Origin of the sequence: Paenibacillus anaericanus, from assembly GCF_003994475.1 — a bacterium.
GTDB classification, from domain to species: domain Bacteria; phylum Bacillota; class Bacilli; order Paenibacillales; family Paenibacillaceae; genus Fontibacillus; species Fontibacillus anaericanus.
Genome location: NZ_RZNY01000003.1, coordinates 36,718 through 60,283, shown reverse-complemented (window position 1 = coordinate 60,283; position 23,566 = coordinate 36,718). Strand labels below are relative to the sequence as shown.

The 23,566-nt window shown below is 42.3% G+C and carries 24 protein-coding genes; 19 read left to right on the top strand and 5 right to left on the bottom strand.

What is annotated here, in order from left to right:
• Positions 1–16 precede the first annotated feature (16 nt).
• The 4 genes from kdpB to EJP82_RS04485 all read left to right on the top strand — a co-directional run bounded on the left by kdpB (position 17) and on the right by EJP82_RS04485 (position 6,368).
• Positions 17–2,050 carry a potassium-transporting ATPase subunit KdpB gene (gene kdpB, locus EJP82_RS04500; protein ID WP_127190847.1) on the top strand — a complete coding sequence of 678 codons (2,034 nt, stop codon included), beginning with the start codon at positions 17–19 and terminating at the stop codon, positions 2,048–2,050.
• Positions 2,051–2,087: 37 nt separating this feature from the next.
• Entirely contained in the window at positions 2,088–2,708 is a 621-nt protein-coding gene (gene kdpC / locus EJP82_RS04495; protein WP_127190846.1) for a potassium-transporting ATPase subunit KdpC, read from the top strand.
• Between the two features lie 72 nt (positions 2,709–2,780).
• Entirely contained in the window at positions 2,781–5,105 is a 2,325-nt protein-coding gene (locus EJP82_RS04490; protein ID WP_127190845.1) for a universal stress protein, read from the top strand.
• A 285-nt stretch (positions 5,106–5,390) separates the two neighbouring features.
• Entirely contained in the window at positions 5,391–6,368 is a 978-nt protein-coding gene (locus EJP82_RS04485) for a CapA family protein (protein ID WP_425464322.1), read from the top strand.
• Positions 6,369–6,425: 57 nt separating this feature from the next.
• Here the strand turns inward: EJP82_RS04485 and EJP82_RS04480 are convergent, their stop codons facing one another.
• Together EJP82_RS04480 and EJP82_RS04475 are read right to left on the bottom strand one after the other, a co-directional pair.
• Positions 6,426–7,565, bottom strand: a complete 1,140-nt coding sequence (locus EJP82_RS04480; protein ID WP_127190843.1) for a GNAT family N-acetyltransferase — start codon at positions 7,563–7,565, stop codon at positions 6,426–6,428.
• A gap of 49 nt (positions 7,566–7,614) precedes the next feature.
• The gene (locus EJP82_RS04475) at positions 7,615–8,466 is read right to left on the bottom strand and encodes an FUSC family protein (RefSeq protein ID WP_127190842.1); all 852 of its coding nucleotides are present in this window, start codon (positions 8,464–8,466) and stop codon (positions 7,615–7,617) included.
• Positions 8,467–8,782: 316 nt separating this feature from the next.
• Here EJP82_RS04475 and EJP82_RS04470 point away from each other — a divergent pair, with 316 nt between their 5' ends.
• The 5 genes from EJP82_RS04470 (at position 8,783) to EJP82_RS04450 (ending at position 12,208) form a co-directional block, all read left to right on the top strand.
• Positions 8,783–9,376 carry an RNA polymerase sigma factor gene (locus EJP82_RS04470; protein ID WP_127190841.1) on the top strand — a complete coding sequence of 198 codons (594 nt, stop codon included), beginning with the start codon at positions 8,783–8,785 and terminating at the stop codon, positions 9,374–9,376.
• Entirely contained in the window at positions 9,373–9,972 is a 600-nt protein-coding gene (locus EJP82_RS04465; RefSeq protein ID WP_127190840.1) for a zf-HC2 domain-containing protein, read from the top strand. Before EJP82_RS04470 ends, EJP82_RS04465 begins: the two co-directional genes overlap by 4 nt.
• A gap of 108 nt (positions 9,973–10,080) precedes the next feature.
• Positions 10,081–10,680, top strand: coding sequence for a histidine phosphatase family protein (locus EJP82_RS04460; protein WP_127191163.1), 600 nt, complete (start codon positions 10,081–10,083; stop codon positions 10,678–10,680).
• 89 nt (positions 10,681–10,769) lie between these two features.
• The gene (locus EJP82_RS04455) at positions 10,770–11,861 is read left to right on the top strand and encodes a hypothetical protein (protein ID WP_127190839.1); all 1,092 of its coding nucleotides are present in this window, start codon (positions 10,770–10,772) and stop codon (positions 11,859–11,861) included.
• A gap of 164 nt (positions 11,862–12,025) precedes the next feature.
• The gene (locus tag EJP82_RS04450) at positions 12,026–12,208 is read left to right on the top strand and encodes an IDEAL domain-containing protein (RefSeq protein ID WP_127190838.1); all 183 of its coding nucleotides are present in this window, start codon (positions 12,026–12,028) and stop codon (positions 12,206–12,208) included.
• A gap of 46 nt (positions 12,209–12,254) precedes the next feature.
• Here the strand turns inward: EJP82_RS04450 and EJP82_RS04445 are convergent, their stop codons facing one another.
• Complete coding sequence (locus EJP82_RS04445; protein WP_127190837.1) at positions 12,255–13,514, bottom strand: MFS transporter; 1,260 nt, start codon at positions 13,512–13,514, stop codon at positions 12,255–12,257.
• 194 nt (positions 13,515–13,708) lie between these two features.
• Between EJP82_RS04445 and EJP82_RS04440 the strand changes: the two genes are divergently transcribed.
• The 6 genes from EJP82_RS04440 to EJP82_RS04415 all read left to right on the top strand — a co-directional run bounded on the left by EJP82_RS04440 (position 13,709) and on the right by EJP82_RS04415 (position 18,137).
• On the top strand, positions 13,709–14,140 hold the full coding sequence (locus EJP82_RS04440) for a DUF2487 family protein (RefSeq protein WP_127190836.1): 432 nt from the start codon (positions 13,709–13,711) through the stop codon (positions 14,138–14,140).
• A gap of 181 nt (positions 14,141–14,321) precedes the next feature.
• Positions 14,322–14,864, top strand: a complete 543-nt coding sequence (locus EJP82_RS04435; RefSeq protein WP_127190835.1) for a Rieske (2Fe-2S) protein — start codon at positions 14,322–14,324, stop codon at positions 14,862–14,864.
• A gap of 16 nt (positions 14,865–14,880) precedes the next feature.
• Positions 14,881–15,552 (top strand): menaquinol-cytochrome c reductase cytochrome b subunit, encoded by a 672-nt coding sequence (qcrB, locus tag EJP82_RS04430; protein WP_127190834.1) that lies wholly within the window; start codon positions 14,881–14,883, stop codon positions 15,550–15,552.
• Between the two features lie 43 nt (positions 15,553–15,595).
• Positions 15,596–16,471, top strand: coding sequence for a menaquinol-cytochrome c reductase cytochrome b/c subunit (locus tag EJP82_RS04425; protein WP_127190833.1), 876 nt, complete (start codon positions 15,596–15,598; stop codon positions 16,469–16,471).
• Positions 16,472–16,553: 82 nt separating this feature from the next.
• Positions 16,554–17,180: a DUF1405 domain-containing protein gene (locus EJP82_RS04420; RefSeq protein ID WP_127191162.1), complete on the top strand. Its 627-nt coding sequence runs from the start codon at positions 16,554–16,556 to the stop codon at positions 17,178–17,180.
• Positions 17,181–17,249: 69 nt separating this feature from the next.
• Complete coding sequence (locus EJP82_RS04415) at positions 17,250–18,137, top strand: sporulation protein YpjB (protein WP_246053984.1); 888 nt, start codon at positions 17,250–17,252, stop codon at positions 18,135–18,137.
• Positions 18,138–18,520: 383 nt separating this feature from the next.
• Here the strand turns inward: EJP82_RS04415 and EJP82_RS04410 are convergent, their stop codons facing one another.
• Positions 18,521–19,030, bottom strand: coding sequence for a hypothetical protein (locus EJP82_RS04410; RefSeq protein ID WP_127190831.1), 510 nt, complete (start codon positions 19,028–19,030; stop codon positions 18,521–18,523).
• 89 nt (positions 19,031–19,119) lie between these two features.
• Here EJP82_RS04410 and EJP82_RS04405 point away from each other — a divergent pair, with 89 nt between their 5' ends.
• Together EJP82_RS04405 and EJP82_RS04400 are read left to right on the top strand one after the other, a co-directional pair.
• Positions 19,120–20,145 carry a S66 family peptidase gene (locus tag EJP82_RS04405; RefSeq protein WP_127190830.1) on the top strand — a complete coding sequence of 342 codons (1,026 nt, stop codon included), beginning with the start codon at positions 19,120–19,122 and terminating at the stop codon, positions 20,143–20,145.
• 215 nt (positions 20,146–20,360) lie between these two features.
• The gene (locus EJP82_RS04400; RefSeq protein ID WP_127190829.1) at positions 20,361–20,930 is read left to right on the top strand and encodes a dihydrofolate reductase family protein; all 570 of its coding nucleotides are present in this window, start codon (positions 20,361–20,363) and stop codon (positions 20,928–20,930) included.
• Positions 20,931–21,329: 399 nt separating this feature from the next.
• Here the strand turns inward: EJP82_RS04400 and EJP82_RS04395 are convergent, their stop codons facing one another.
• On the bottom strand, positions 21,330–22,199 hold the full coding sequence (locus EJP82_RS04395; protein WP_127190828.1) for a YitT family protein: 870 nt from the start codon (positions 22,197–22,199) through the stop codon (positions 21,330–21,332).
• Between the two features lie 152 nt (positions 22,200–22,351).
• On the opposite strand from EJP82_RS04395, the gene EJP82_RS04390 reads away from it, so the two are divergent.
• Entirely contained in the window at positions 22,352–22,684 is a 333-nt protein-coding gene (locus EJP82_RS04390) for a nucleotide pyrophosphohydrolase (protein WP_127190827.1), read from the top strand.
• 71 nt (positions 22,685–22,755) lie between these two features.
• The gene (gene dapB, locus EJP82_RS04385; RefSeq protein ID WP_127190826.1) at positions 22,756–23,559 is read left to right on the top strand and encodes a 4-hydroxy-tetrahydrodipicolinate reductase; all 804 of its coding nucleotides are present in this window, start codon (positions 22,756–22,758) and stop codon (positions 23,557–23,559) included.
• Positions 23,560–23,566: the final 7 nt, after the last annotated feature.

The window sequence follows — 23,566 nt, the reverse complement described above, 5'->3', positions numbered from 1 at the left end:
GAAGAGGGAGATCTAGATGAGTACTGTACAAAGAAAAAAGCTGCTGACCGGACCCATAATCCTAAGCGCTGTTAAGGATAGTTTTATAAAGCTTAATCCGGTAACTTTGATGAAAAATCCGGTCATGTTTGTCGTTGAGCTCGGAACGATCGTTGTTTTACTCATGGTGTTGGCACCAGGGTATTTCAACGCTGAAGATTCAGTAGGCTTCAACATTACCGTATTGTTCATTCTTCTATTTACTGTGTTGTTTGCAAACTTTGCTGAAGCACTAGCGGAAGGACGAGGAAAGGCGCAGGCTGATTCGCTCAAGAAGACGAAACAGGACATTACCGCTAATAAGTTGGTGGGAACGGTACTTAAGACTGTCTCTTCCTCGGAACTTCGTAAGGGAGATATCGTCATCGTAAGGCAAGGAGAACTAATCCCTGGTGATGGCGAGGTAATTGAAGGGCTAGCTTCCGTTGATGAATCGGCTATTACAGGAGAATCCGCACCTGTCATTAAAGAGGCGGGTGGTGATTTCAACTCCGTCACTGGGGGCACACGAGTGGTGAGTGATGAGATCAAAGTGCGGATTACAAGCGACCCAGGCGAATCATTTCTAGATCGGATGATCTCACTTGTAGAAGGTGCCAAGCGTCAGAAGACACCGAATGAAATCGCATTGAATACGCTCCTGATTAGTTTGACACTTATTTTCTTGATCGTCGTAGTTACTTTGCGTCCCATTGCGAGCTATTTAAATATTGACCTTGAAATCCCAGTCTTGATTGCATTGCTGGTCTGCCTGATTCCTACAACGATCGGCGGGTTACTCTCAGCGATTGGTATTGCAGGCATGGACCGCGTTACTCAGTTTAATGTGCTGGCGATGTCAGGGAAGGCGGTTGAGGCTGCCGGTGATATCAATACGATGATATTAGATAAGACCGGTACTATTACTTTCGGTAACCGGATGGCAAGTGAATTTGTACCCGTGGGGAATGAAACGGAAGCCGAGCTTACGGCTTGGGCAGCGATAAGCTCACTGAAGGATGAGACACCAGAAGGACGTTCTGTCATTGAATTGGCTAAGAAGCTAGATTGCAGTTATGACAGCAGTCTTGGAGATGGTGGTGAATTCGTAGAGTTCAAGGCGGAAACAAGAATGAGTGGTATTGATCTACTTGACGGACGCTCCGTTCGTAAAGGAGCGGTTGACTCCGTGAAGAAATGGGTACTGTCCAAAGGGGGTCAGATTCCTACTAATTTGGATAGTAACTCGGATGCCATTGCCCGGCTAGGGGGAACCCCGCTTGCTGTTGCGGTAGATAACCGGATCTATGGACTCATCTATCTGAAGGATACGGTTAAGCCTGGCATGAAGGAACGCTTTGAAGAACTTCGCTCTATGGGGATCAAGACGATCATGTGTACGGGTGACAATCCACTGACTGCCGCAACGATTGCTCGCGAAGCTGGAGTAGATGATTTTATTGCCGAAAGTACGCCTGAGGACAAAATTGCTGTCATTCGCCGTGAACAGAACGAAGGTAAACTGGTAGCCATGACAGGTGACGGTACGAATGATGCACCTGCTCTAGCTCAGGCTGATGTTGGTCTAGCGATGAACAGCGGCACGTCGGCAGCCAAAGAAGCAGCTAATATGGTCGATCTAGACTCCGATCCTTCAAAGATTATTGAAGTCGTAGCTATAGGTAAGCAATTGCTGATGACACGAGGCGCTTTGACAACGTTTAGTATAGCGAACGATATCGCCAAATATTTTGCAATTATACCAGCGATGTTCACATTAGCTATTCCAGAGATGGAAGCATTGAATGTTATGGGACTCGGCTCACCGAGCTCGGCGATCATATCGGCGCTAATCTTTAATGCGATCATCATCCCGTTATTAATTCCGCTTGCTATGAGAGGTGTTTCATATAAACCGATGAGTTCCACTAAGCTACTCAGCCGTAATATTTTGATCTACGGACTGGGTGGGATCATTGTTCCTTTCGTGGGTATTAAGATCATTGATATGATTGTAAGTGTGTGGATATAACGACGTATTGACTAATTATAGAAAGGGTGAGAGCATCATGGCGAACTCCATCGAAGCTGCTCCTGAACAGCAGTCACCATCGAAAGGTTCTTATTTCTTTATTATTGTACGACTAAGTTTGGTATTCATTGTTCTCTGCGGAATCATTTATCCTCTGGCATCTACAGCCATCGCCCAAGTTCTCATGCCTTCCCAAGCGAATGGGAGCCTATTGAAGAATGAAGATGGGGTTGTAGTGGGATCGGAATTGATAGGTCAAAATTTTAGTGATCCTGCGTTGTTCCATAGTCGGGTCTCTAGTATTGAGTATAAAGCGGAGGCTTCCGGTTCCAATAACTATGGACCATCTAACGTGGATATGTTGCAGCGTACGAAAGATTTCATTACACAATGGCAAGTGGATAACCCGGATGTTCCCTTGAGCGAATTACCCGTAGCTTTGGTAACCAATTCTGGATCAGGACTTGATCCACACATCACACCGGACTCGGCAATCGTGCAAATTCCGCGGATCAGCAAACTGACCGGTATTCCAGCTTCTCAATTGGAGGAGTTGGTAAGCCAGCACATAGAGGGCCGTGATCTAGGGGTATTCGGTGAGAAACGCGTGAATGTACTGAAACTTAATATGGATTTGATGGAGTTATCGAAATCGTAAGATGAATCTGTTGTCCCTGCCTGATTCCTTGGAATCGGGCGGGGATTTAATGCTTGCGTGGGAGTGGTGTTAATGGAAACGTACCGGAGAAAGACGCCTGAGGAATTATTGCTGTCCATGTATGAACTGCATCGCGGTCGCCTGAAGATTTTTATCGGGCCAGTTAGCGGGGCGGGTAAAACATATCAGATGCTGCGTGAAGGTCAGATGCTGAAATCCCAAGGGATCGATGTGGTGATTTGTGCCGTTTCTACTAATCAGAGTCCTGAAACCAGGGATCAGCTTGGCGATTTGGAACGAATTCCAAGTATACATTGGTATAAGGATGATATTGAGAAGAAAGACCTGTATGTCGAAGCTATTGTGAAGCGTAATCCCGAGGTCGTGTTGACTGATGGGTTGGCTCACCGAAACCAGGAGGGGGCGGAGCGGCCTGGACGGTTGGAGGATATCAACTACTTGCTGAGTTGCGGCATTAGCGTGATAACCACGGTGAACGTATATGAGCTGGAAGGTGCAGCGGATTTAGCTCGGAAGTGGACGGGAATGGAGGTCGAGTATTCTATCTCGACAGATGTACTTGCTCTGGCAGATGAACTGGTTCTGATTGATGTGACTCCGGAAAAAATACTTCAGCGTTTATCTGAAGGACATTTGGGACAAAGGGATCATATTCCACTTTTTAATAAAGGGAATCTTAGTAAGTTACGAGAGCTCGCGCTTCGGATGGTTGCCGAGGATGTAAATTATTCATTAGAGAAGCACCGCGAGGAACAAGGACTGCTTGGAACTGCGGGCATCGCAGAAAAGGTTCTAGTATCAGCACAATATTACTGGAACGGCTCGATACATATCCGCCGTGGACAGCAGATTGCCAAGCGATTAAACGGGGAATTGGCAGTAGTCTCTTTCTGGAAGCAAGGACTTCCGCTATCTAAGGATGCCGCTACATTTAAGCGTTCACTATGGAAACTGGCTGATAAAATCGGTGCTTTGATGGAGGAAATACCCTTTCGATATAAGCGGGAGATTCCACGTCTTCTGGTGCAATACGCATTGCAGCATAATATTACCCGGATTGTGATGGGGCACTCGAAACAGAATAAATGGCAGGAGTTTTGGCGGGGGTCCATCGCCAATTCATTATTAAAACATATCCGTAATGTGGATGTGTTCTTTGTGGCGGATCGAGCGGAGCAGGAGGGAGAACGAGTACTGCCGGCTTTACATAATCGTAATAAACGTGAGTCTGATTCCTACCATAGGCTGAGCAGCCAAGAAGTAATGAAGGAAATTGAAAATATCCGTAGAGGTACTTTTAAGGTGTATATTGGTGCAGCTCCGGGTGTGGGCAAAACCTACAAGATGTTACGTGAGGGGAATGACCTACTTAAAAGAGGGATCGACGTGGTTGTGGGACTGTTGGAAACCCACGGCCGTAAAGAGACGTTGGAGCAAATAGGCGGACTTGAAACCGTTGAACGCCAACGTATTGATTACCGTGGAACGGTTCTGGAAGAAATGGACACAGCGGCGATCATTAGGCGCAATCCTGAAGTAGTGCTGGTAGATGAACTCGCGCATACCAATATGCCGGGTAGTAAACATAAGAAACGATATATGGATGTAATGGAGCTACTAGATGCAGGGATATCGGTCATTTCCACGGTGAATGTACAACATTTGGAGAGTCTGAATGATGCAGTAGAGCAAATTACCGGTGTTAGGGTAAGGGAAACCGTACCGGACAGCATTCTGCAGCGAGCAGATGAAGTGGAGCTTATAGATGTGACTCCTAAAGCCCTTCAGGAACGGATGAAGGAGGGCAAAATTTATGCGATGGTGAAAGTTGATCAGGCGTTGGGACATTTTTTCAAAATCGGGAATTTAATCGCGCTTAGGGAACTGGCGCTACGCGAAATTGCTGATGATGTAGATGAGCGACTGGAGGCTTGGGAGCGTAACGGTTCATTGCGGGGACCTTGGCGGCGTCAAGAAGTAATTTATGTATGTATCACACTTGGACATAATGCAGAACGGCTCATCCGCCGTGGCTTCCGTATCGCTTACCGGCTGAAGGCTAACTGGTATGTAACGTATGTACAGGAAATCAAGCAGAGTGGGGAAGTGACAGATAAGCATATATGTGAACTGAAGGAATTGACGGAAAGATTGGGTGGTATCTTTAAGGTGATCCCGAATGTGATTCCGGGGCGTGTAGCTTCCTTATTGCTAGAGAGATCGCAAGAATTACAGAGTACACAGATTATTATTGGTCAATCCCAGCGCTCTTGGTTACGCAAGTGGTTTCGCGGTGATGTCACCAAACAGATATTGCGATCAGCGAGACATGTGGATGTTCTGGTCGTTGCGGATTTCATGAGAGAAGAACAATAAAAGTTTGAATATGTGCTCGAAGTAGCGGATGGGACGTAACGATTTCGGAAAAGCGACAGCGGTCGTCGTGGTCTCCGAATTTCACCCGCTATTTCCAGTCTTTTTAGGCTTATTTCAGCATATGATGGACGAGCGGATAGAAGCTCTTGACTTTAATATGGATTAATATTATATAATGGTAGCATTTGGAACGGGTGAACGGGGAGGTAGAGTGAAATGGTAGCTCGTATATTACGCAGATTCATATTTGTTGTATTGGTATTATTACTCGTGCTACCTGTTTCAATGGCATTAGGCAAGTCTACATCTGAAGAAGAAAAAGGAATTAAGCTTACATTTGCAGGGGATATTTTGCTTGACGGATATGTAGGAAATCAAATAACTAAATATGGAGCTAACTATCCTTTTGAAAAAGTGGCACCGAAGTTTAAAGAAGCGGATATGGTTTTTGCAAATTTGGAAACACCAGTCTCGACCAAAGGCCAACCTGTGGCAGATAAGACATTCGTCTTTCGTTCGAAGCCTACAACACTAGCAGGATTAGTGTATGCAGGAATTGATGGAGTATCCTTGGCAAACAATCATATTCTTGATTATGGTAAAGAGGCAATGATGGACACATTTGTACAACTAAACAAGTACAAAATCGGATATACAGGAGCAGGCAAGAATATTAAAGAGGCATTTACTCCATTTGTACAGACGATACAAGATAAGAGGATTGCTGTACTTGGTGTGAGTCGTGTTCTATCAGGTACTTCATGGCATGCAGGGAAGAATAGTGGAGGGGCCGCATCGGCCTATACTCTTGAACCCATGCTAAGTGAAATCAAGAAATCGGCAGAAGAGAATGATTATACGATTGTATATATCCATTGGAATGAGGAGTTTAAAGATTATCCTGAGCCGTATGCCCGTAAGATGGCACAACAAATGGTCGATAGTGGAGCGGATATGATTATTGGAGCACATAGCCACTGTTTGATGGGGATTGAATATTATAAACACAAGCCGATCTATTATTCATTAGGAAACTTTGTGTTTAATCGCTCAACACGTGGCGGAGATAAGACGCTTGATTCGATGATTGTTGATTTTGAAATTAAGGATTCTGTCATTACGAGTAAAATAACACCAGTAAAAATCATCCATGGGCAGCCTAATTATATGAGTGAAACTTATAATAAAAAGACGTATAAGCTCTTGAACAAGCTCTCTTATAATGCAAATATTGACGCACAAGGTAGAGTTACTGAAAAGTAAAGAATGGATTATACAAACAAAGGGTCAAGCCAAGTTCGACATGGCTTGACCCTTTGTTTAAATGAAATATAGCCCATACATATAAGGCAGAGGTAGTGTCTTCAGCTTGAAATTCGATGGTTGTGTAATTTCAGTATCAGGATCAAATAACAGGGAGCAAAGTTCAGCATTCCCGCCAATGACAGAAGCACCATCAGGTGAATTGAGGATATATGTACCCTCCGTATCAATGGAGATTGTAAGATCGTGTCCATGAACTGAATCTAACCTGGATTGAGTGATGAGGGTATTTCCGTCAGCAACTAAGAGAGTACCTGCATTAGTACTTGGGATCTGTCCTGTACCCGCCTCTTCCAGAGAAGCTGAAAGCTGGGTATACTGCCACGGTAGATTGATTTCTAGTGAAGATAGATTGAAGTGTGAGAGCAAATGGGACAGGAGCGCTGTGACCGCCTTATTTGATCCGGCCCATTCGATGACAGTTCCAACTTGACTAGTTTGTTCCTGGTGCTGTTCCGGGGAGGAGTCGGGTCGTGGAATACCTATCGCAGCAAAAGCGCTAATTCCTTCACCGGGTATTTCCGCTACTTTAATATACTGAGTCAGTCCATAAAGAGTAGCCATAGGAGATGTTCCGATGAATTGCTGTAAGTCAGAGAGACCCCATTGAATCGTACCAGTTTGAGATTTGATCAGATCATGCATGGCAAAAATATCTTCCGGCTTCATATCGCGAAAGTTCCATAAGTTTTGTTCTGAAACAAGGTGTCTTGCAGCGGGCGGGTCAAGTATAAACTGGGTGGATTTACCGAAGTACACACTTCCGGCTCTTAAATACAGTGATTTATCACCTGATATGAATAATAGTGAAGCTCCTGCATCTTTTGCATGTTGAAGGCATAGGGATAATAGTCTTGAGGCAATCCCTTGACCACGGTATTCTGGATGAGTACAAACTGCACCTATGGAAAATGCAGACAAGTTAACACTTCCTGAGTTGATGATTAGTGGAACCATGCCCATAAACGAGACGATATCACCATATTGATCAAAAGCACCATAGGAATGACTTACACCGGGTTGGAACAGGGCTGGAAATATCTCTTCCATTTGTATTTCTCCATCTTTTCTAAAGACGTTGTTCGCTAATACTGCAGCTTGCTTCAGTTCATGTTCCTTCATTTGTCTGAACTCCATGGTGTAACCCCCTGAGAATGAATTCAATAGTAGTATTATTCGCTTGTCCTTATTGTTGTTGCGGAAGAATCAGTCCTAGGCCTTCGATCTCAACAATAATACAATCGATATGATAGCGGATAACGATGGACAATGATTCCGAATCAAGTTGTTGAGAGGCTCTTTGATGTATAACTAGATCTTGTTCAATGTATAACCGTTGAATCATACGCATATGCGAATAAATATTTTTACAAATCTCTACTTCCTCTTCAATAAGTTCCATCGTTTGACTTAGGTCCTTCTTGAGGTGGAATTCAAGTTTACAAAGCTCGAGATATTTTTCCAAGTCAGCAATATCTTTTTTGAGAGGTTTTAAGTCATCGTTGACCCCAAAGTTAACTACTTCCTCTGCTGTTTCTGCAAGTCTCCTCATGACTGTTTTTCGTGCGATATGAAGGTTGTACTCATGTTTTGGAGGGAAGATCAGATAATTAACGACAACAGCCACACTAACGCCGATTAGCGTATCAAATATCCTGTTTAGACCATAGAGAAGTGGGCTACCTCCAACCTGTAAATTTAACATGATCGCGAGAAACACGATACTAGCAATAGATATGGACTTATTCCACTTTAGTAAATTACATATGTAAATGACGAGTACGATACCAATGGCGCAATAAAAGGCATTCTGCGGATCAATAATGGCAAAAATTAAGCCTATACCTGCACCAACAAAAGTGCCCATCATTCTGTTCTTGCCGACCGTAAATGAATTTGTTACAGAGTTCTCCATGGATATTATCGTTGCTATAGCAGCATAAAATGGATATTCCAGGTGTAGGAGTTCTGAAATGATGAGACAAACAAATATCGCAATGGCGGTTTTAATATTTCTCATGCCTATAGACAATCTCATGGGGACCTTCCTTTCATTAGAACTGAACACTATTATACATTATTTTAAGGAAATTCATCGAGAAACTGCCGCAATAACATAGTTATAAATTTTACGATTTATGTTATCTAGAGTAATATAGAGAAGTTTTTTAATCCCCAGTTCTATGGTATAATATTCATCGATTAGAGCAAGTCATACTATTTCAGAAATATTTTGGCTGTTTTTTTATAAAATAGTACATATAAACCGCAACTTTTTATATCCTGTTCGGTAAGAATAAGTGGAATCGAACGGGGAATAAGTACATGGATGGGCGAGGAGGATCGCACTCATAATGACGGATTCCCAAATGATTCGTGAAATTAAAGAAGGCAATACCGAGTTGTACGCGGAGTTAATGCGCCGTTACCAACGCAAAATATTGGCCTTTGTGTATCACATGTTGAAGAGCGCTCATATGGAGTTGCTCGCTGAAGACTTATGCTCGGAGACATTCTACAAAGCATTTAGGAGTCTGCACTCCTTCCGGGAAGTGGATGCTTCTTTTTCCACATGGTTGTACACAATCGCTAGGAACACCGTGCTTAGTGAATTGCGTAAGCAGCGTACGGCTAATATTCCTTTAGAGGAAAGTGGGTATGTACCGGTTGCGACTAATGATGTTGTTCCGGAGCAAGCTGTACTGCGGAGTGAGAAGGTAAGTATGGTGCGCGAAGCCATCAATAATCTTCCTGAAAAACAAAGATCTGCACTTATTCTACGTGAATATGACCAGTTGGATTATCAAGAGATCGCCGGCATAATGGGACAGAGTGTTAGTGCGGTGAAATCTCTATTATTTAGGGCACGCAGTAGCGTGAAGATCCAGCTTGAACCCTACTTTTATGAACCCATCTACGAACAATATGAAGGGATGAAAAGCAGATGAACTGTAAAGAGGCCCAAGAGTTGTTTGGATTGATGCCGGAATTACCGGAAAATCATCCCCAGCGTAGAATGCTGGAGTGGCATACTTTGGGTTGCGAATCTTGCGCTGCAGAATATCAAATTTGGCAAGAAAGTTTAAATGCGGTGCATGATTTACCTATAGAAGTGTCAGAGGAACAAGCAGAAGGCATAAACCGTAGGGTGATGGAGCGTATTTATGCAGAATCCCCTTGGTTAGCACCTAACGCTGGGGAAGGTAAGACTTCACGTCGTTTACGGCAACGCGTTTCAATTTGGGCCGCTTGTTTCTTGGCGGTTTTCCTCTGCAGCTTCCTGTTAGTTATGGTCGGAGGATCCAAAGATAACCATGAGGCTGTTAAACCGATGACTGGTATATTGCCAGCAGTCGCTGTGGTTTCTGATATCGAACCCCAAGAAGAATTCTCACTGACATTGCCAAGTGTATCTCGAGGAATCGTCGAGCCATTTGTTGCTCAAATGGGACCATCTTACCCGCAATATTGGATGCTTTTATCTATGGCGGGAATGGGTCTTGCCTTGTTTTCGTGGAAGGGTATCAGGCGCGCAAAGAGATAAATAAGAATATTAGCTTCTTCCTAACTAAGAATTTGGAAGAGGCTTTTATTTTTATTTCTTGATACAATAATACATAGTGTTTATCACATCAAGTATAGGGGGATGAAGATGCTCGTAGGATTAATACGCCATGGGCTTACGGATTGGAACGCAGTTGGCAAAATCCAGGGCCAGAGTGATATTCCATTAAATGAAGAAGGAAGAAAACAGGCATATCAACTTGCTCAAAGATTAAAGGATGACTCAACATATCAATGGGATTTCGTGATTACTAGCGGATTGTCGCGCGCGCAAGAGACTGGAAAAATCATTGCTGACTCGTTGAAAATACCGATGTATGACCCCGACTCTAGAATTATGGAGCGTGCATTTGGTCAGGTGGAAGGATTAACTTCCCTGGAACGTGAAACATTGTGGGGTAAAGAATGGGATCAACTGGACCTTGGACAGGAAAAGGATGAAGCAATTCGTAAACGGGCATTAGCTTTCATGAATGATTTAGGGGAACGTTATGGTGACCGTAATGTGCTAGTTATCTCGCATGGAGGGCTGCTTGCACAATTATATAGTGCGTTATATCAAAATAAGTGTAGTGAACGAATTGGGAATTTATCCCTCACGATTGTCGAGAAACAAGAGTCGAATTGGGATTTAGTATTATACAATTGTACCCGTCATTTGAAAGAAACTGTAGAAGATCGATTATAATCCGACCTAGGTCGGATTTTTTTTGCTATTAAGGGAATAAAAGTTGCATATTTTCCAATAATGATAGTAAAACGGTGAGGCGGTAAAGTATGAACTTGGCGGATATGCTCACTTTTGCCGATATCGGACAACTAAATAGAATAGCAAATCACTATAAGTGTGACTGTAACGAAAATTCCAAGCATGAGTTAATTCAGTCAATCTTGCAGACGATAGGAAGCAGAGAATTTATTGAACAGCATGTGGGCAGGTTGAGTTTGGAAGATTTGCGTTTTCTTAATACGTTGCTATTTGATGGCCGCCGTCAATTTAGTCTAGAAGAGTTAATTGCTTGTGCACAACAGTCGCGTTTCACTGAAGACGCCAGAGAAAAAGAAAGTCCAAGGGATGTCATTACAAGATTCAGGCAGCGGGGGTGGCTGTTCAATGGCTCGACTCAGAATACGCGTTATTTGTTCGAAGTACCAGAAGATTTGAATCATCGATTCAGAGAGGTACTTGAGAGACGTTTTAAATCGGAATTGATTCCAGCCTTGGGTGAACCATCCATGTATCGGGAGGAGATTGATCTTCTTCCAGGGGACCTACAATTGTTCCTTCAATATGTTCAACTTCATGAGATTCCCCTGAATAGTGAAGGGATCATGTATCGCAGGAATCAAATGCAGATTATGGAGACAATGCACATTTCAGAACCACTCGTAGGCAAAGGTTGGCGTTTTGGATATGGTCGTCGTTTCAAGGATTATCCTAGCCGATTTGCATTATTGTACGACTATGCCTATCATTCTCGGCTTATCAGGGAGAATGTAGGTGGCCTAAGTTTATCTGCTGCTGGTGTTTCGTTGCTGGGAGCAGAAAAGCAGGATTCGAAGATGCAAATGGTAAGCTTCTGGTTAAGACTATACAAAGGCCCGATCCCTAACCTGCTCTCTCTTGTTTACTGGATCGAACGTTGTTCCAAGGAATGGGTTACGATTTCCTCGTTGTATGAGAACATGGAGCGTCTCATCAAACCGTTTTTTTATGATTCGTCAGAATCTATATTTGAAGAAAGAATTCTGAGAATGATGCTACATCTAGGAATGGTACGGATAGGTGAAGATGAACAGCAGGTACGATACATACAGACAACACAATTTGGCAGGGCGGCTATCCTTGGTCTTCAGAAGGGTCGATGATAGAAATTTAAAGTTTGTGGCACAATTCATCATAAGTATCGCATAGGCTATAGCACTTTAATGTGTATAGAGGCTATAGTCACTAACGGTAAAAAAATCGGTGAATATGCTTAAGAAAGAGCAGAAACTAAGTTCTCTTTGACAAGTGTTTGGAGGTGCATCCTATGGATAAGATAAAGGTTACTTATGAAGTGATGCTTAGTTTAGCAGCGGAAATGGTATGGGACGAAGCTCTGCGTAAACAACGTTATCAACAGCTATATAGTGAAATTGATAATGCATTGGCCAAAGGCGATGAAGTGGCCTTCCGACTCTTGACGGATGAACTCAAAATATTGGGTAAATAAAGAAATGCCGTTTAAGGCATTTCTTCTTTTTTATATATAGATTGGCCTAATCGAACTTGCGCACTCCGGGGATAAACATGATGGAGATTACACAGAGGATTCCTAAGCTGGAGAAAATAGCAATCGTCTGCGTACCTCCGATAATATCAGCAAGCCAACCGACAAGGATATAGCCTAAAGGTAGTAATGCAAAGGAACCAAGCATATCTAAACTTGAGACTCGGCCAAAGGCTTCCTGCGGGACAAGCTCCTGAAGACTAGTCTCCCAGATCAAACCGAAGACCATTATTCCGAAACCCTCCAGAACAAACAGGGCACAAAGTATGAAGGGAGAAGATGTAAAAGCCATAAGTAATAGTGAAATCCCACTCAATAATGCTCCACCATAAGCGATGAGTCCACGATTGGACCACTTGCTTCTCGTTCCAAACAGAAGTCCAGCAAGTATTGCACCGATCCCTGAGCAGGTTATACCGATACCATATACATAAGGAGTCAATTCAAGATGAACTTTGAACAACCAGGGTATGAGAACGATAACAATTCCACTGTAACAAATATTGATGAATGAAAAAGCGAGGATTGTAATCCATAACCAGGCGTTACTCTTTAAAATCTGTATTCCTTCAGTGAAGTCTTTGCGCCAATCGCTATCTGGGGTCGTCTCTTTCTTGTGAAAGGGGAGAAGTTTACGCAGATAGAACAAACAAATAAATGATCCTACATAAGTGAGGGCATCCAAAGTAACACCCCAACCGGCCGAAAGGAAAGTAATAAGTAGGCCTCCTAAAGAAGGACCGATCAAGCGAACAGCCTGATTACTAATTTGCGTTAATGCATTGGCAGAATTTCGGATTTCAGGTGTAAAGACGGACGCTCGAACAGCAGAATAAGCAGGTTGAAAGAGGCCCTCCAATAATCCGTAAAGTGCTACAAGCACAAACAAAGCCTGAATAGATAAGATATCTGTGAAGATAAAAGAAGCGATGATTGACATAACTATGAAACGCATGATATCAGCAAATAACATGATATGGATACGATTATATCGATCTACGATCCAACCTGATATGGGAAGCATTAGGATGCTGGGGAGAGTATACGCAGCCATGATTAATCCCATCGTTGTCGATGATCCAGTAAGCGTGTAAACAATAATCGGAAGAATAACCATAGTAACTGAGCTACCTAAAATTGAGATTAACTGTCCCAGCCAAAGATACGGGAAAGAGCGGGATTGTAAGAAAGGCGCTGTAAATTGACTCAACAATTTCGGCCGCGCAGGCTTACTAGTTTCGACTTCCATTATAAACTTCCTCCTGACGATAAATGACTCAACAAAGTATTCATTTTGTTCTGAAACTGCTCCAACCGTTCATCTAATAGAAGTAGGTGAGTGGAGTTGTTTCATACTTCGGTTCATTCTCAAGTCTTCAGAATACATTTGTCAAGGACATTTGTTTGATTATAATGAAAGAGAGGTAAGGAGGAGGAGAAAAATTGAAATTTAGTGAAGTAGAATCGAACACGTGGGAAGAACTCCGGCCATACTTAGATACTTGTCTTCTTCCAGTTGCTGGACTTAGCGGAAAAGAACAACCGTATGAAGTGACTGCGGCTTTGTTGAGACTGAGAGATATGATGGATTTAGTGGAAATCCCCTTTAAAGGAAGGGTAGTTACATATCCAACAGTTCAATATGGAAGAGATAATATTTTTGAATTTATAAATGAAATTTCTCGCAATGTCAAGTCGTCCGGATTCAGGTTTGTAGTTGTCATAACATCGGATGTTTTACTACATAATTCATATCTTCCTGATGTTGATCTAGTCCTTTCCCTGCAAAGCTTAGAGGGTTCTGAAGCACTTCCTAATAGTATGATAATTCAGAACGAAATTCAACGTATTTGGCAAAGAGATAATCAAAGGTAAATGTGACTAAATATCGACAATTAATAATAACGGATGCCTAGTTGATAGAAAAAAGCAACTGGAAAATCTTGACGCTCTCATATTGCTCATATATTATTAATATGACTTATTAATAAAAGTGACATTTATCATTGAAAATGGAAAATAACGAATTGGCTGGCAAAGGGGGTTGGAGAAAGTAATGAGCAATCAGAGCGACCAACATGAATCATCGAATAAACCGCCTATTCGTAAGGAAATGTCCCGCCGGCAGTTTCTTACATATACTTTGGGAGGGGCTACTGCCTTTATGATGGGTGGTGTGGCACTTCCGATGGTACGTTTCGCTGTGGATCCAGTTCTACGGCAAAAAGGTGAGGGCGCATACATCAAAGTGGTTGAAGCTAGCAAAATAACGACTGAACCGCAGGAGTTTACCTTTGAACTCAAGCAGCAGGACGGATGGTATTTGAGCACCGCAACGCTGACGGCATGGATCAGCAAAGACGAAAAGGGAAAAATTTATGCGCTTTCACCGATCTGCAAGCACTTGGGGTGTACGGTAGGGTGGAACAAAAATCAGGAATTCCCAGAACAATATTTCTGTCCATGTCATGGTGCGCATTATACAAAAGAGGGTAAGCAGCTTGCTGTCGCTCCTAAGCCGCTGGATGAATACCGAGTAAAGCTGGAGAATGACTGGATTTTACTGGGGGAAATTATCCCGAACACGATCGTGAAATAAGGGGGCGTAGATTCAGATGTTAAAAAACATGTATAACTGGATTGATGAACGTCTTGATATCACGCCGATTTGGAGAGATGTTGCAGATCATGAAGTTCCGGAGCATGTAAACCCGGCACATCACTTTTCCGCATTCGTTTATTGTTTTGGCGGATTGACGTTTTTCATTACCGTTATTCAGATTTTATCTGGGATGTTTCTTACAATGTACTATGTCCCTGATATTATCAATGCGTATGGTAGTGTTGAGTATTTGCAGACCCAAGTCGCTTTCGGTCAAATCGTTCGTGGTATGCACCACTGGGGGGCGAGTTTGGTAATTGTAATGATGTTCCTTCATACCCTTCGCGTTTTCTTCACTGGTTCCTATAAAGCACCACGCGAAATGAACTGGGTTGTCGGTATGCTCATTTTCTTTGTCATGATTGGACTCGGATTGACGGGTTATTTGCTGCCTTGGGACAATAAGGCCTATTTCGCTACGAAAGTTACGCTAGAGATCGCTAATTCGATACCTGTGCTGGGACCTATTATGAAAGAGTTACTACAGGGTGGTACGATTGTTGGCGCTGAAACGTTAACTAGGTTCTTTGCCATTCACGTGTTCTTCCTTCCGGCTGTGTTGCTTACCCTTCTGGTGGGACATTTTATTATGATCCGCAGACAAGGGATTTCCGGACCACTTTAAGAGGCAGTCAACACATTCTAATTAGAAGAAGGGAGGCATTTATATGGCCCACGGAGATAAGTTGAAAGAGAAAGTCGTATTTGTCGGTGATTCGCGTGTTCGAAAAGGGAATGGATTTATCACTCCTCCCGACTACACGGCTTATCCTGGTAAATCGGAAGCGTTTATTCCTAACTTTCTATTGAAAGAATGGATGGTTGGTGTGGTTGTACTTGTTGGATTCTTAGTATTAACCATATCTGAACCTGCCCCTCTCGGTTTTCCTGCTAACCCTAGTGCGTCCGTTATACCCATGCCTGACTGGTATTTTCTCTTTCTGTATCAGTATCTGAAGTACCCATATGCTTCTGGAGATTGGGTGATACTGGGAACAGCTGGCATACCGACTGCGGCATTTGGGGGACTCATGCTTGCTCCGTTTCTAGACCGGGGGAAGGAACGTAGATTTTATCGTCGGCCAATTGCTTCGTCGCTTATGTTACTGTCGCTTGCGGCGGTTGTGTACTTAACCAATTTCGCTTGGACGCATTACCAGCATGAGTTGAAATTGGCTGGGGAAAAGCCGGAACATATCAAACGTGAGGAACAAGCATTAGAAAATAGGCAAAAAGGTCTACCAACTTCTAATGCGATTAAGCAAGAGGAAATTGGTATCGTGGATAAGGAAGATACTGCCATGGAGACATATAAGACAGCGACTTGTATTTCATGTCATGCTGCGGATCTTAAAGGGGCAAGTGGTCCTTCACTACGTGGTGTTGGTGATAAGCATGATAAGGAAGCTATCCTTGCCATCATTAAAGAAGGATACAATAATAAGATGCCAGCGATGTATGATACAGCTATTGCTTCGGGGCTCACGGATCAAGATATTGATCATTTAGCTGACTGGCTTGCGAAACAAAAAGCGGAACAGTAAAATTAGACTAAAGTAAAAAACCTGATCGTACAAACGATCAGGTTTTTATTTATTGGACCTGTGATGAGGAAGGGGCATGAAATTGAGATTGTCATATTTTTGGAGCCGAGCATTTTTATCAACTCGGTTCATGCTATGGTTATTTTTTATATCTAATTTACTAGGAACGGTATACGGATACATATGGTATGGAGGGCAACTTCGCGAGACGTGGATGAGCCAACCCCATTGGCTGATCGTATTCGTCCCAGACAGTCCTACAGCAAGTTTGTTCTTCACGCTTGCTTTGTTATTTCTACTATTTCCTGGACCTCTGGCCAAGTTTGGAAAAATCCGTACCTTGATCGAGGCACTAGCAGTTGTAACGAGTGTTAAATATGGCGTTTGGGCTGTCTCTATGATTTTTGCAGGGGCACATCAGGGAGGAGATCTAGTATGGCAAGATTGGATGTTAGTAGCTTCCCACTTGGCCATGGCGGTTGAAACGCTATTATTCGTTCGTATGTTCAAATTCGGGACATTAATGATTCTAAGCGCTACTTGTTGGACTCTATTAAATGATTTGGTGGACTATACCTATGATGTCTATCCATGGTTACCTCAGACTTTGTATGATGATGTAAACACAATAAAGCTCTTTACCGTACTTCTAACAGTTGCTAGTGCTGTGGTTACATGGATTGCCTTAAAAGGTGCAAAAAGAACTTGAGATACACGATGAACTAGAGTTCTAACTGTGGACAGCCTGCCATACCATGAATGGTAAGGAGGGATGTCCATGAGTTGGAGGAAAAGGATCGGGTGGTTAGCGGTGCTGCTATTCCTGATATGGAGTCCGTTAGCTGTGCCGTCATATGCTAGAGCATTTTCCGTAGACGTTGCTGCTACGGGTACGGCTGCGTCAGAGCGAGCTGAGAAGCTGCAAAGGCTTGAGACGGCAGCGGAACGTCTATATAACAATATGCAGCAAGGGAACGCACAAGGGGCGTTGCTGGAGATGGAGTCACTGATTGATGCTCTAGAGGGTCTTTCATTTAAAGGCTTAACATCAGTGGAAGGTATTCATGCGCTCGCTGAGACTATTATGGATGCGAGGGAGACACTATCCAGGGTAGAAGTCTCGCAGGAAGAGTGGATCGGTACTTCAGCTAGGCTGAGACTGGCTGTGAACAGTTTGAATCATCAAGAAGGGGCTCTATGGCTCCAGTATTATAAAGTCATGGCAGATAACTTGCAGAGTATGGAGAAAGCGCGTGTGGCTGGGGATGCTTCCGAACTAAAGGATGTATTTCAGACATTCAAAGAGCATTATGAGGTGATTCGATCTGCAGCCATCATTACCCGCGATCCTTCAGAAATTAATAAATTTGAATCGTGGTTATCTTACGTTGAAAGACTGAGCAATGACAAGACGTTGGATCTAGGGGCTATTGATCAAGGCATCGATCTGGGCAAAAGCTTGTTGAAGGAGTTATTTGGTCGGAGAGCTGACGAGCCCGTATTTCTACCGATTACTGGATATGGGAGCCCATGGTACTGGAGTACCCTCATAGGGGGCTGGATCGTGCTGACGTTATTCTATACGGGATTCCGTAAGTATCGTGGTGACCAAATTGTTTCTTCTGTAGGGAGAAGAGAAGATGACTCTAACCATTATCGACTGTAACTCAGGGGGTTCTCTATTGAAGGGGACCACGCTTGATAAATGAAAATTTCAAGGGGGTTGTCCCAAAAGCCAAAAAAATGGCTTGGGATACCCTCTTTTTATTTGGGAGTAAGTTAAGTGTTCTGAGTGACGCTCCGCGAACGGACCGTTCCTACAATCGCTGTGGTCTCCAAATATCCTTACCAACAGCTATATGAGGACCCACATAGGGGAGTCTGTAACAACCACATCAATATGTGATTCAAAGTATTTGAAGTCCAGCGCATTACCACCAAGGTACGGAGCAAATATTGGTGGATAGATAAGTTTGTCTCTGTTTACATACGGAAGGAAACTGTTAATTTTGTTTGTCTTTCGAATGGATATTGCTGTATAGTTCACCGTTAGTTCAACGGGATAACTTCAAAACTAGCTTTATTTGTTTCTATTTCAAAATCTTTGGTATTGTCCCCTTCACCAACTGTGAATTTAGCAGTTGCGGACACTTCATAAACACCTGGATTTTCTAATTTGTATATATACTGTTCTGATATCATCCCTTTTCCTTGAAAAGGACGATATTTTCCTACCTCAGCCATCACAAAAGTATTAACAAGCTTACCGTTAGTGTCTTTAATCGAAAAATAAAAAACTCTTGATGCATGTAATATGGTTAAATCATTATCAGATAAGTTTTCTAGCGTTGCCTTAACAACGAACTCTTCATTTGAATTAATTTGATTGGGGACAGAGATACTGGCGTTAAAAGGTTCAATTTCAGGATCAGGAATTATTGTTGAAAGGGTTTGATCCTTGGGGTTAGAGTGATTTATAGTAGTTTGTTCTTCAGATTGCGAAGAGTGACCGCATGCAACTAATCCTAGCAAGGAGAAAATGATAATAATTAATTTCATCAATTAAGCACCTCCAGAAGACTAAACGTAAAATCTGGGATTTTGTTGCAAAAACATTTAGTAAACTCATCTAAATTTGGAGGTAGCTTATGATAAAATATCCATTTTTAAAAGAAGAGGCAACCATAGGAATAACAGCTCCTTCATCAGGAGTTGGATCTGAGTTACATGGTTTGATTAAGGATGCTTGTAACCGTATGAATGCGAAAGGGTTCAATGTCATTTGTGGAGAGACAGTATGGACACAAGATAAGGCCAAATCATCTCCTGCAAAGATACGTGCTACAGAACTTAATGATACGATGCAAGACGATAATATCCATACTGTGATTCCACCTTGGGGTGGAGAATTGTTAATCGAGGTTCTTGAATATATTGATTTTGAAAATATTAAGTCCAAGTGGATATTGGGTTACTCGGATATAAGCGTATTGTTATTAGCAACTACTTTAAAAACAGGTATAGCAACCGCTCATGGACCGAATTTGATTGATCTAAGAGGTGTACATTCGGATGAGACAACAGCTATGTGGCAAGCGCTTCTCTCAATTAAAACAGGCGAATCAATCATTCAACATTCTTCACAAAAATATCAAAAGGAATGGAACCACGATAACTTCTCACCGTGTGTCTTTCATTTAACGGAACAAACTTATTGGAAAGTAATTTCAGATTCAAATGTTATGAAAGTAAGAGTAAGCGGGAGATTACTTGGCGGATGTGTAGATGTGATCCGGCATTTGATTGGCACACCATTTGGTGATGTGCAATATTTCCAACAACATGTTATCAATAATGATCCCATCTTGTGGTATTTAGAGAATTGCGAACTGACAACAGTGGATTTACGTAGGTCATTAGTCCAAATGAAACTTGCAGGATGGTTTGAAAATTGTTCTGGTATTATGTTTGGTCGAAGTGAAGCGAATCAACCTGTTCAGGACTATACTATTAGGGATGTCTATGAAGAACTTTCCGAGGAACTTCAAATACCAATCATCTATGATATCGATTGTGGTCACGTTCCACCACAAATGACTTTCATAAACGGAGCATATGCTGAAGTAGAAGTTGAAAATGGTAAGGGCACAGTTAAGCAATATTTTTATCCATAGATGCTGGACGAGTGCCCCGTGAACGAATCATTCCTCCAATCACATGGAGAATTGTTATTTGCATGTTGGGATCTTTAAAATGAAGGCTCTGTTAAAGTAGATGTATATATTTGATACCTCCCTGAATATTTGTTATAGTCAGAATAAGAACGAGCGTTCCTTTTATTCATCGGGGCAGATGAAACAATATCTGAATGAAAAAAGGAGGAAGAGTTGTGTCAAATAATATAAAACAGAGAAGAATAATTTTAGATTTAGCAGTTACTTTAGATGGTTTTATTGAAGGGAAAAATGGAGAAGTTGATTGGTGCATTATGGACCCTGATATGGGGTTCACAAATTTTTTGAGTCAAATTGATACTATTTTATATGGCAGAAAAAGCTACGATTTGTGGGGACAATATATTCCCAAAACCAAAGCCTCTGATACCGAGAAAGAAATTTGGGATTTGGTTCATAGCAAAGCGAAATATGTGTTCTCCAGAACACAAATAGAGACTGATAATCAAGCAATATTTATCAATGGAAATATTGCTGAAGAAGTAAACAAATTGAAGAATAAACCTGGTAAAGACATCTGGCTATATGGCGGAGCAAGCCTCATTACAACTTTTATAAATTTAGGGCTTGTTGATGAATTTAGATTATCTATTCACCCTGTTATTTTAGGAGAAGGAAAACCGATGTTTATTGATATAAAACGTAGATTGAATTTAAAAATGGTTAATACAAGAACGTTCTCTTCTGGAGTTGTGCAACTAATCTATCATTGGAATGGTAATTAATAATTTCGTTCATTACTTTAGAATAAGAATGGGAAACCCTTATATAATGGGTTTCCCATTCTTATTCTAAAATTATCATATTAAATCTTAACAGGGCCAAAATTAAAAGCTACTACCTAGGAGGTAGCCGTATTTCTTTTTGTCCCCCCTCCAATAGGCACAACACCAAAATAAGTGTTTGCTTGAATCAGTAACATACATAGATCATAACGGAGAGGATGGAATTGTCCTGAAGAAGCGGTAGCGTTCGCCTTTGCCCTTGGATTTCTACCTCTAAGGGTTGAATAAATTCAGGAAATCTAAGGGCAACAGCGATCGTAAGAATAATCCGTCATCGTAGCGATCATCTGCATTACTGGTATTTTAAGCACTCATTTTAATGTTGAGCATCAACTAATCTTATTCTTCCTTGAATCCCTCTCCATGAACATCATGCACTTCGCTGATAATGATAAACGCCCTAGGGTCGATAGATTTAGCAATCCCTGTTAGTCGCCGAATCTCTTGCCTTGAGACAACGCAATATGCCATGTGCTTGGCCTGTTTAGAATAAGCCCCAATCGCGGGTATCAACGTAACTCCACGCTCCATATCTTTCGTAATAACATCTGCAATTTCCGGAGCGTAGTCACTAATAATTGTGAATGCTTTGGCGGCATAAGCACCTTCTTGGATAAAGTCAATTACCTTAGAAGCTATGTATACAGCTACGAGCGTATAGAGGATGTTTTCCTTTTTGATATAAATAAGCGACAAGCCAATAATGATAACATCAACCATTAATATAACCTGCCCCATACTCCATCCATATTTACGTCCTAATATCCGGGCTATGATATCTGAACCACCAGTCGTGCCCCCGAAACGAAATACAATGCCGAGACCGGCTCCCAGAGTTACCCCTGCATACAGAGCCACAAGAATATAGTCGTGCTCTGTGGAAAAAGGGACAATCCATCCGGTTTCAATTAAACGTTCAAATAACCAGAGGAAGAATGTGAGCGATGAGATTCCTACCCCGGTATAAATGATCTGGCGTCCGCCAAGAATCTTCCATCCCAAGAAAAATAAAGGGACATTGAGTACAAAGTTTGAGATCGAAGGAGAGATGCCAAACGCATAATTAAGCAGAATAGTTACACCAGTAAGGCCACCTTCCATCAGCTTATTGGGTATAATGAAATAAAGTAACCCAAAAGCGTAAATTGCAGTTCCAAGGAAGATAGGCAGCACTGTTTTTGCATAACTTGATAACTTCGATGTATTCATCCGATACCTCACCTGTTTGAATTGTAAAAGTAAATTTGTCCATTCTTCCTTAGTATACCTTTTTTTGGACACATTAAAAAATGATTTGTTTTCAAAACGTCTTTACGATAACATAGTTGTAAAACCTAGCCAATGGACGGGAGGACCCATCTTTGAAAGAAAAATCTCTTGCGGAGTTACAGCGTGAAGTTGACGATTATATCTCCCAATTTAAAGAAGGCTACTTCAGTCCACTAAGTATGTTAGCTCGTATGAGTGAGGAAGTTGGCGAGCTAGCGCGTGAAGTGAATCATACTTATGGGGAAAAGCCCAAAAAGGACAATGAACCAGATAATTCCATTGAGCTTGAGCTCGGAGATATTTTGTTCATTACGATTTGTTTCGCTAATTCCCTGGGGATCGATTTGAATAAAGCACATGACAAAGTCATGCACAAATTTGCTACGCGCGATGCCAATCGTTGGAGTAAAAAGGACACCGAATAGGCGATGTGTTCATATGCTGTAGTAGAATGAGCCTACAAACCATTATCCAAGAGAAAGTGAGGAATACTATTATGGCAGAAAATATCAGAGTAGCTGTTGCCGGTGCTGCTGGCAGAATGGGTAAGGAAGTTGTGAAGATGGTATTGGAGGACCCGACACTACAGCTCGTGGCCGCCGTTAACTTGTCTGATGAAGGCTTGGATGCGGGAACACTTGTCGGATTACCACCATGTGGTGTTACTCTAAGTCAGGATTTGGAGTTGGCTTTGGTTGAGAGTAGACCGCAGGTGCTGGTTGACTTTACCACGCCGCAATCAGCTTATAGCAATACTGTGTTAGCTATTAAATTGGGTGTATCACCCGTAGTTGGTACCACTGGCTTTACTCCGGAACAGATCGAGGATCTGGACAAGCAGTGCCAGGAACGCGGTATTGGTGGATTAATAGCTCCTAACTTCTCCGTCGGTGCTATTCTAATGATGAAGTTCGCTGCTCAAGCAGCTAAATATTTCCCTCATCTAGAGATCATTGAGTATCACGGGGACCAGAAACTGGATGCTCCTTCCGGAACTGCGGTGAAGACGGCTGAATTGATCGCTAAGAACAGAGAAGAACTTCGTCAAGGGAATCCTGAGGAAGAAGAGTTGATTGATGGTTCAAGAGGCGGTTATTACAGCGGATTCCGCATTCATAGCGTGCGTCTCCCAGGGGTGTTCGCGCAGCAAGAAGTTATCTTTGGTGGATTTGGTCAAACGCTTAAAATTCGCCATGATTCTTACGAGCGGGCTGGATATATGCCAGGGGTTAATATAGCGATTAAGAAAGTGCTGGAATATGAGGGTATGATTTACGGATTCGAACATTTTGTGGACTGATAAGGGA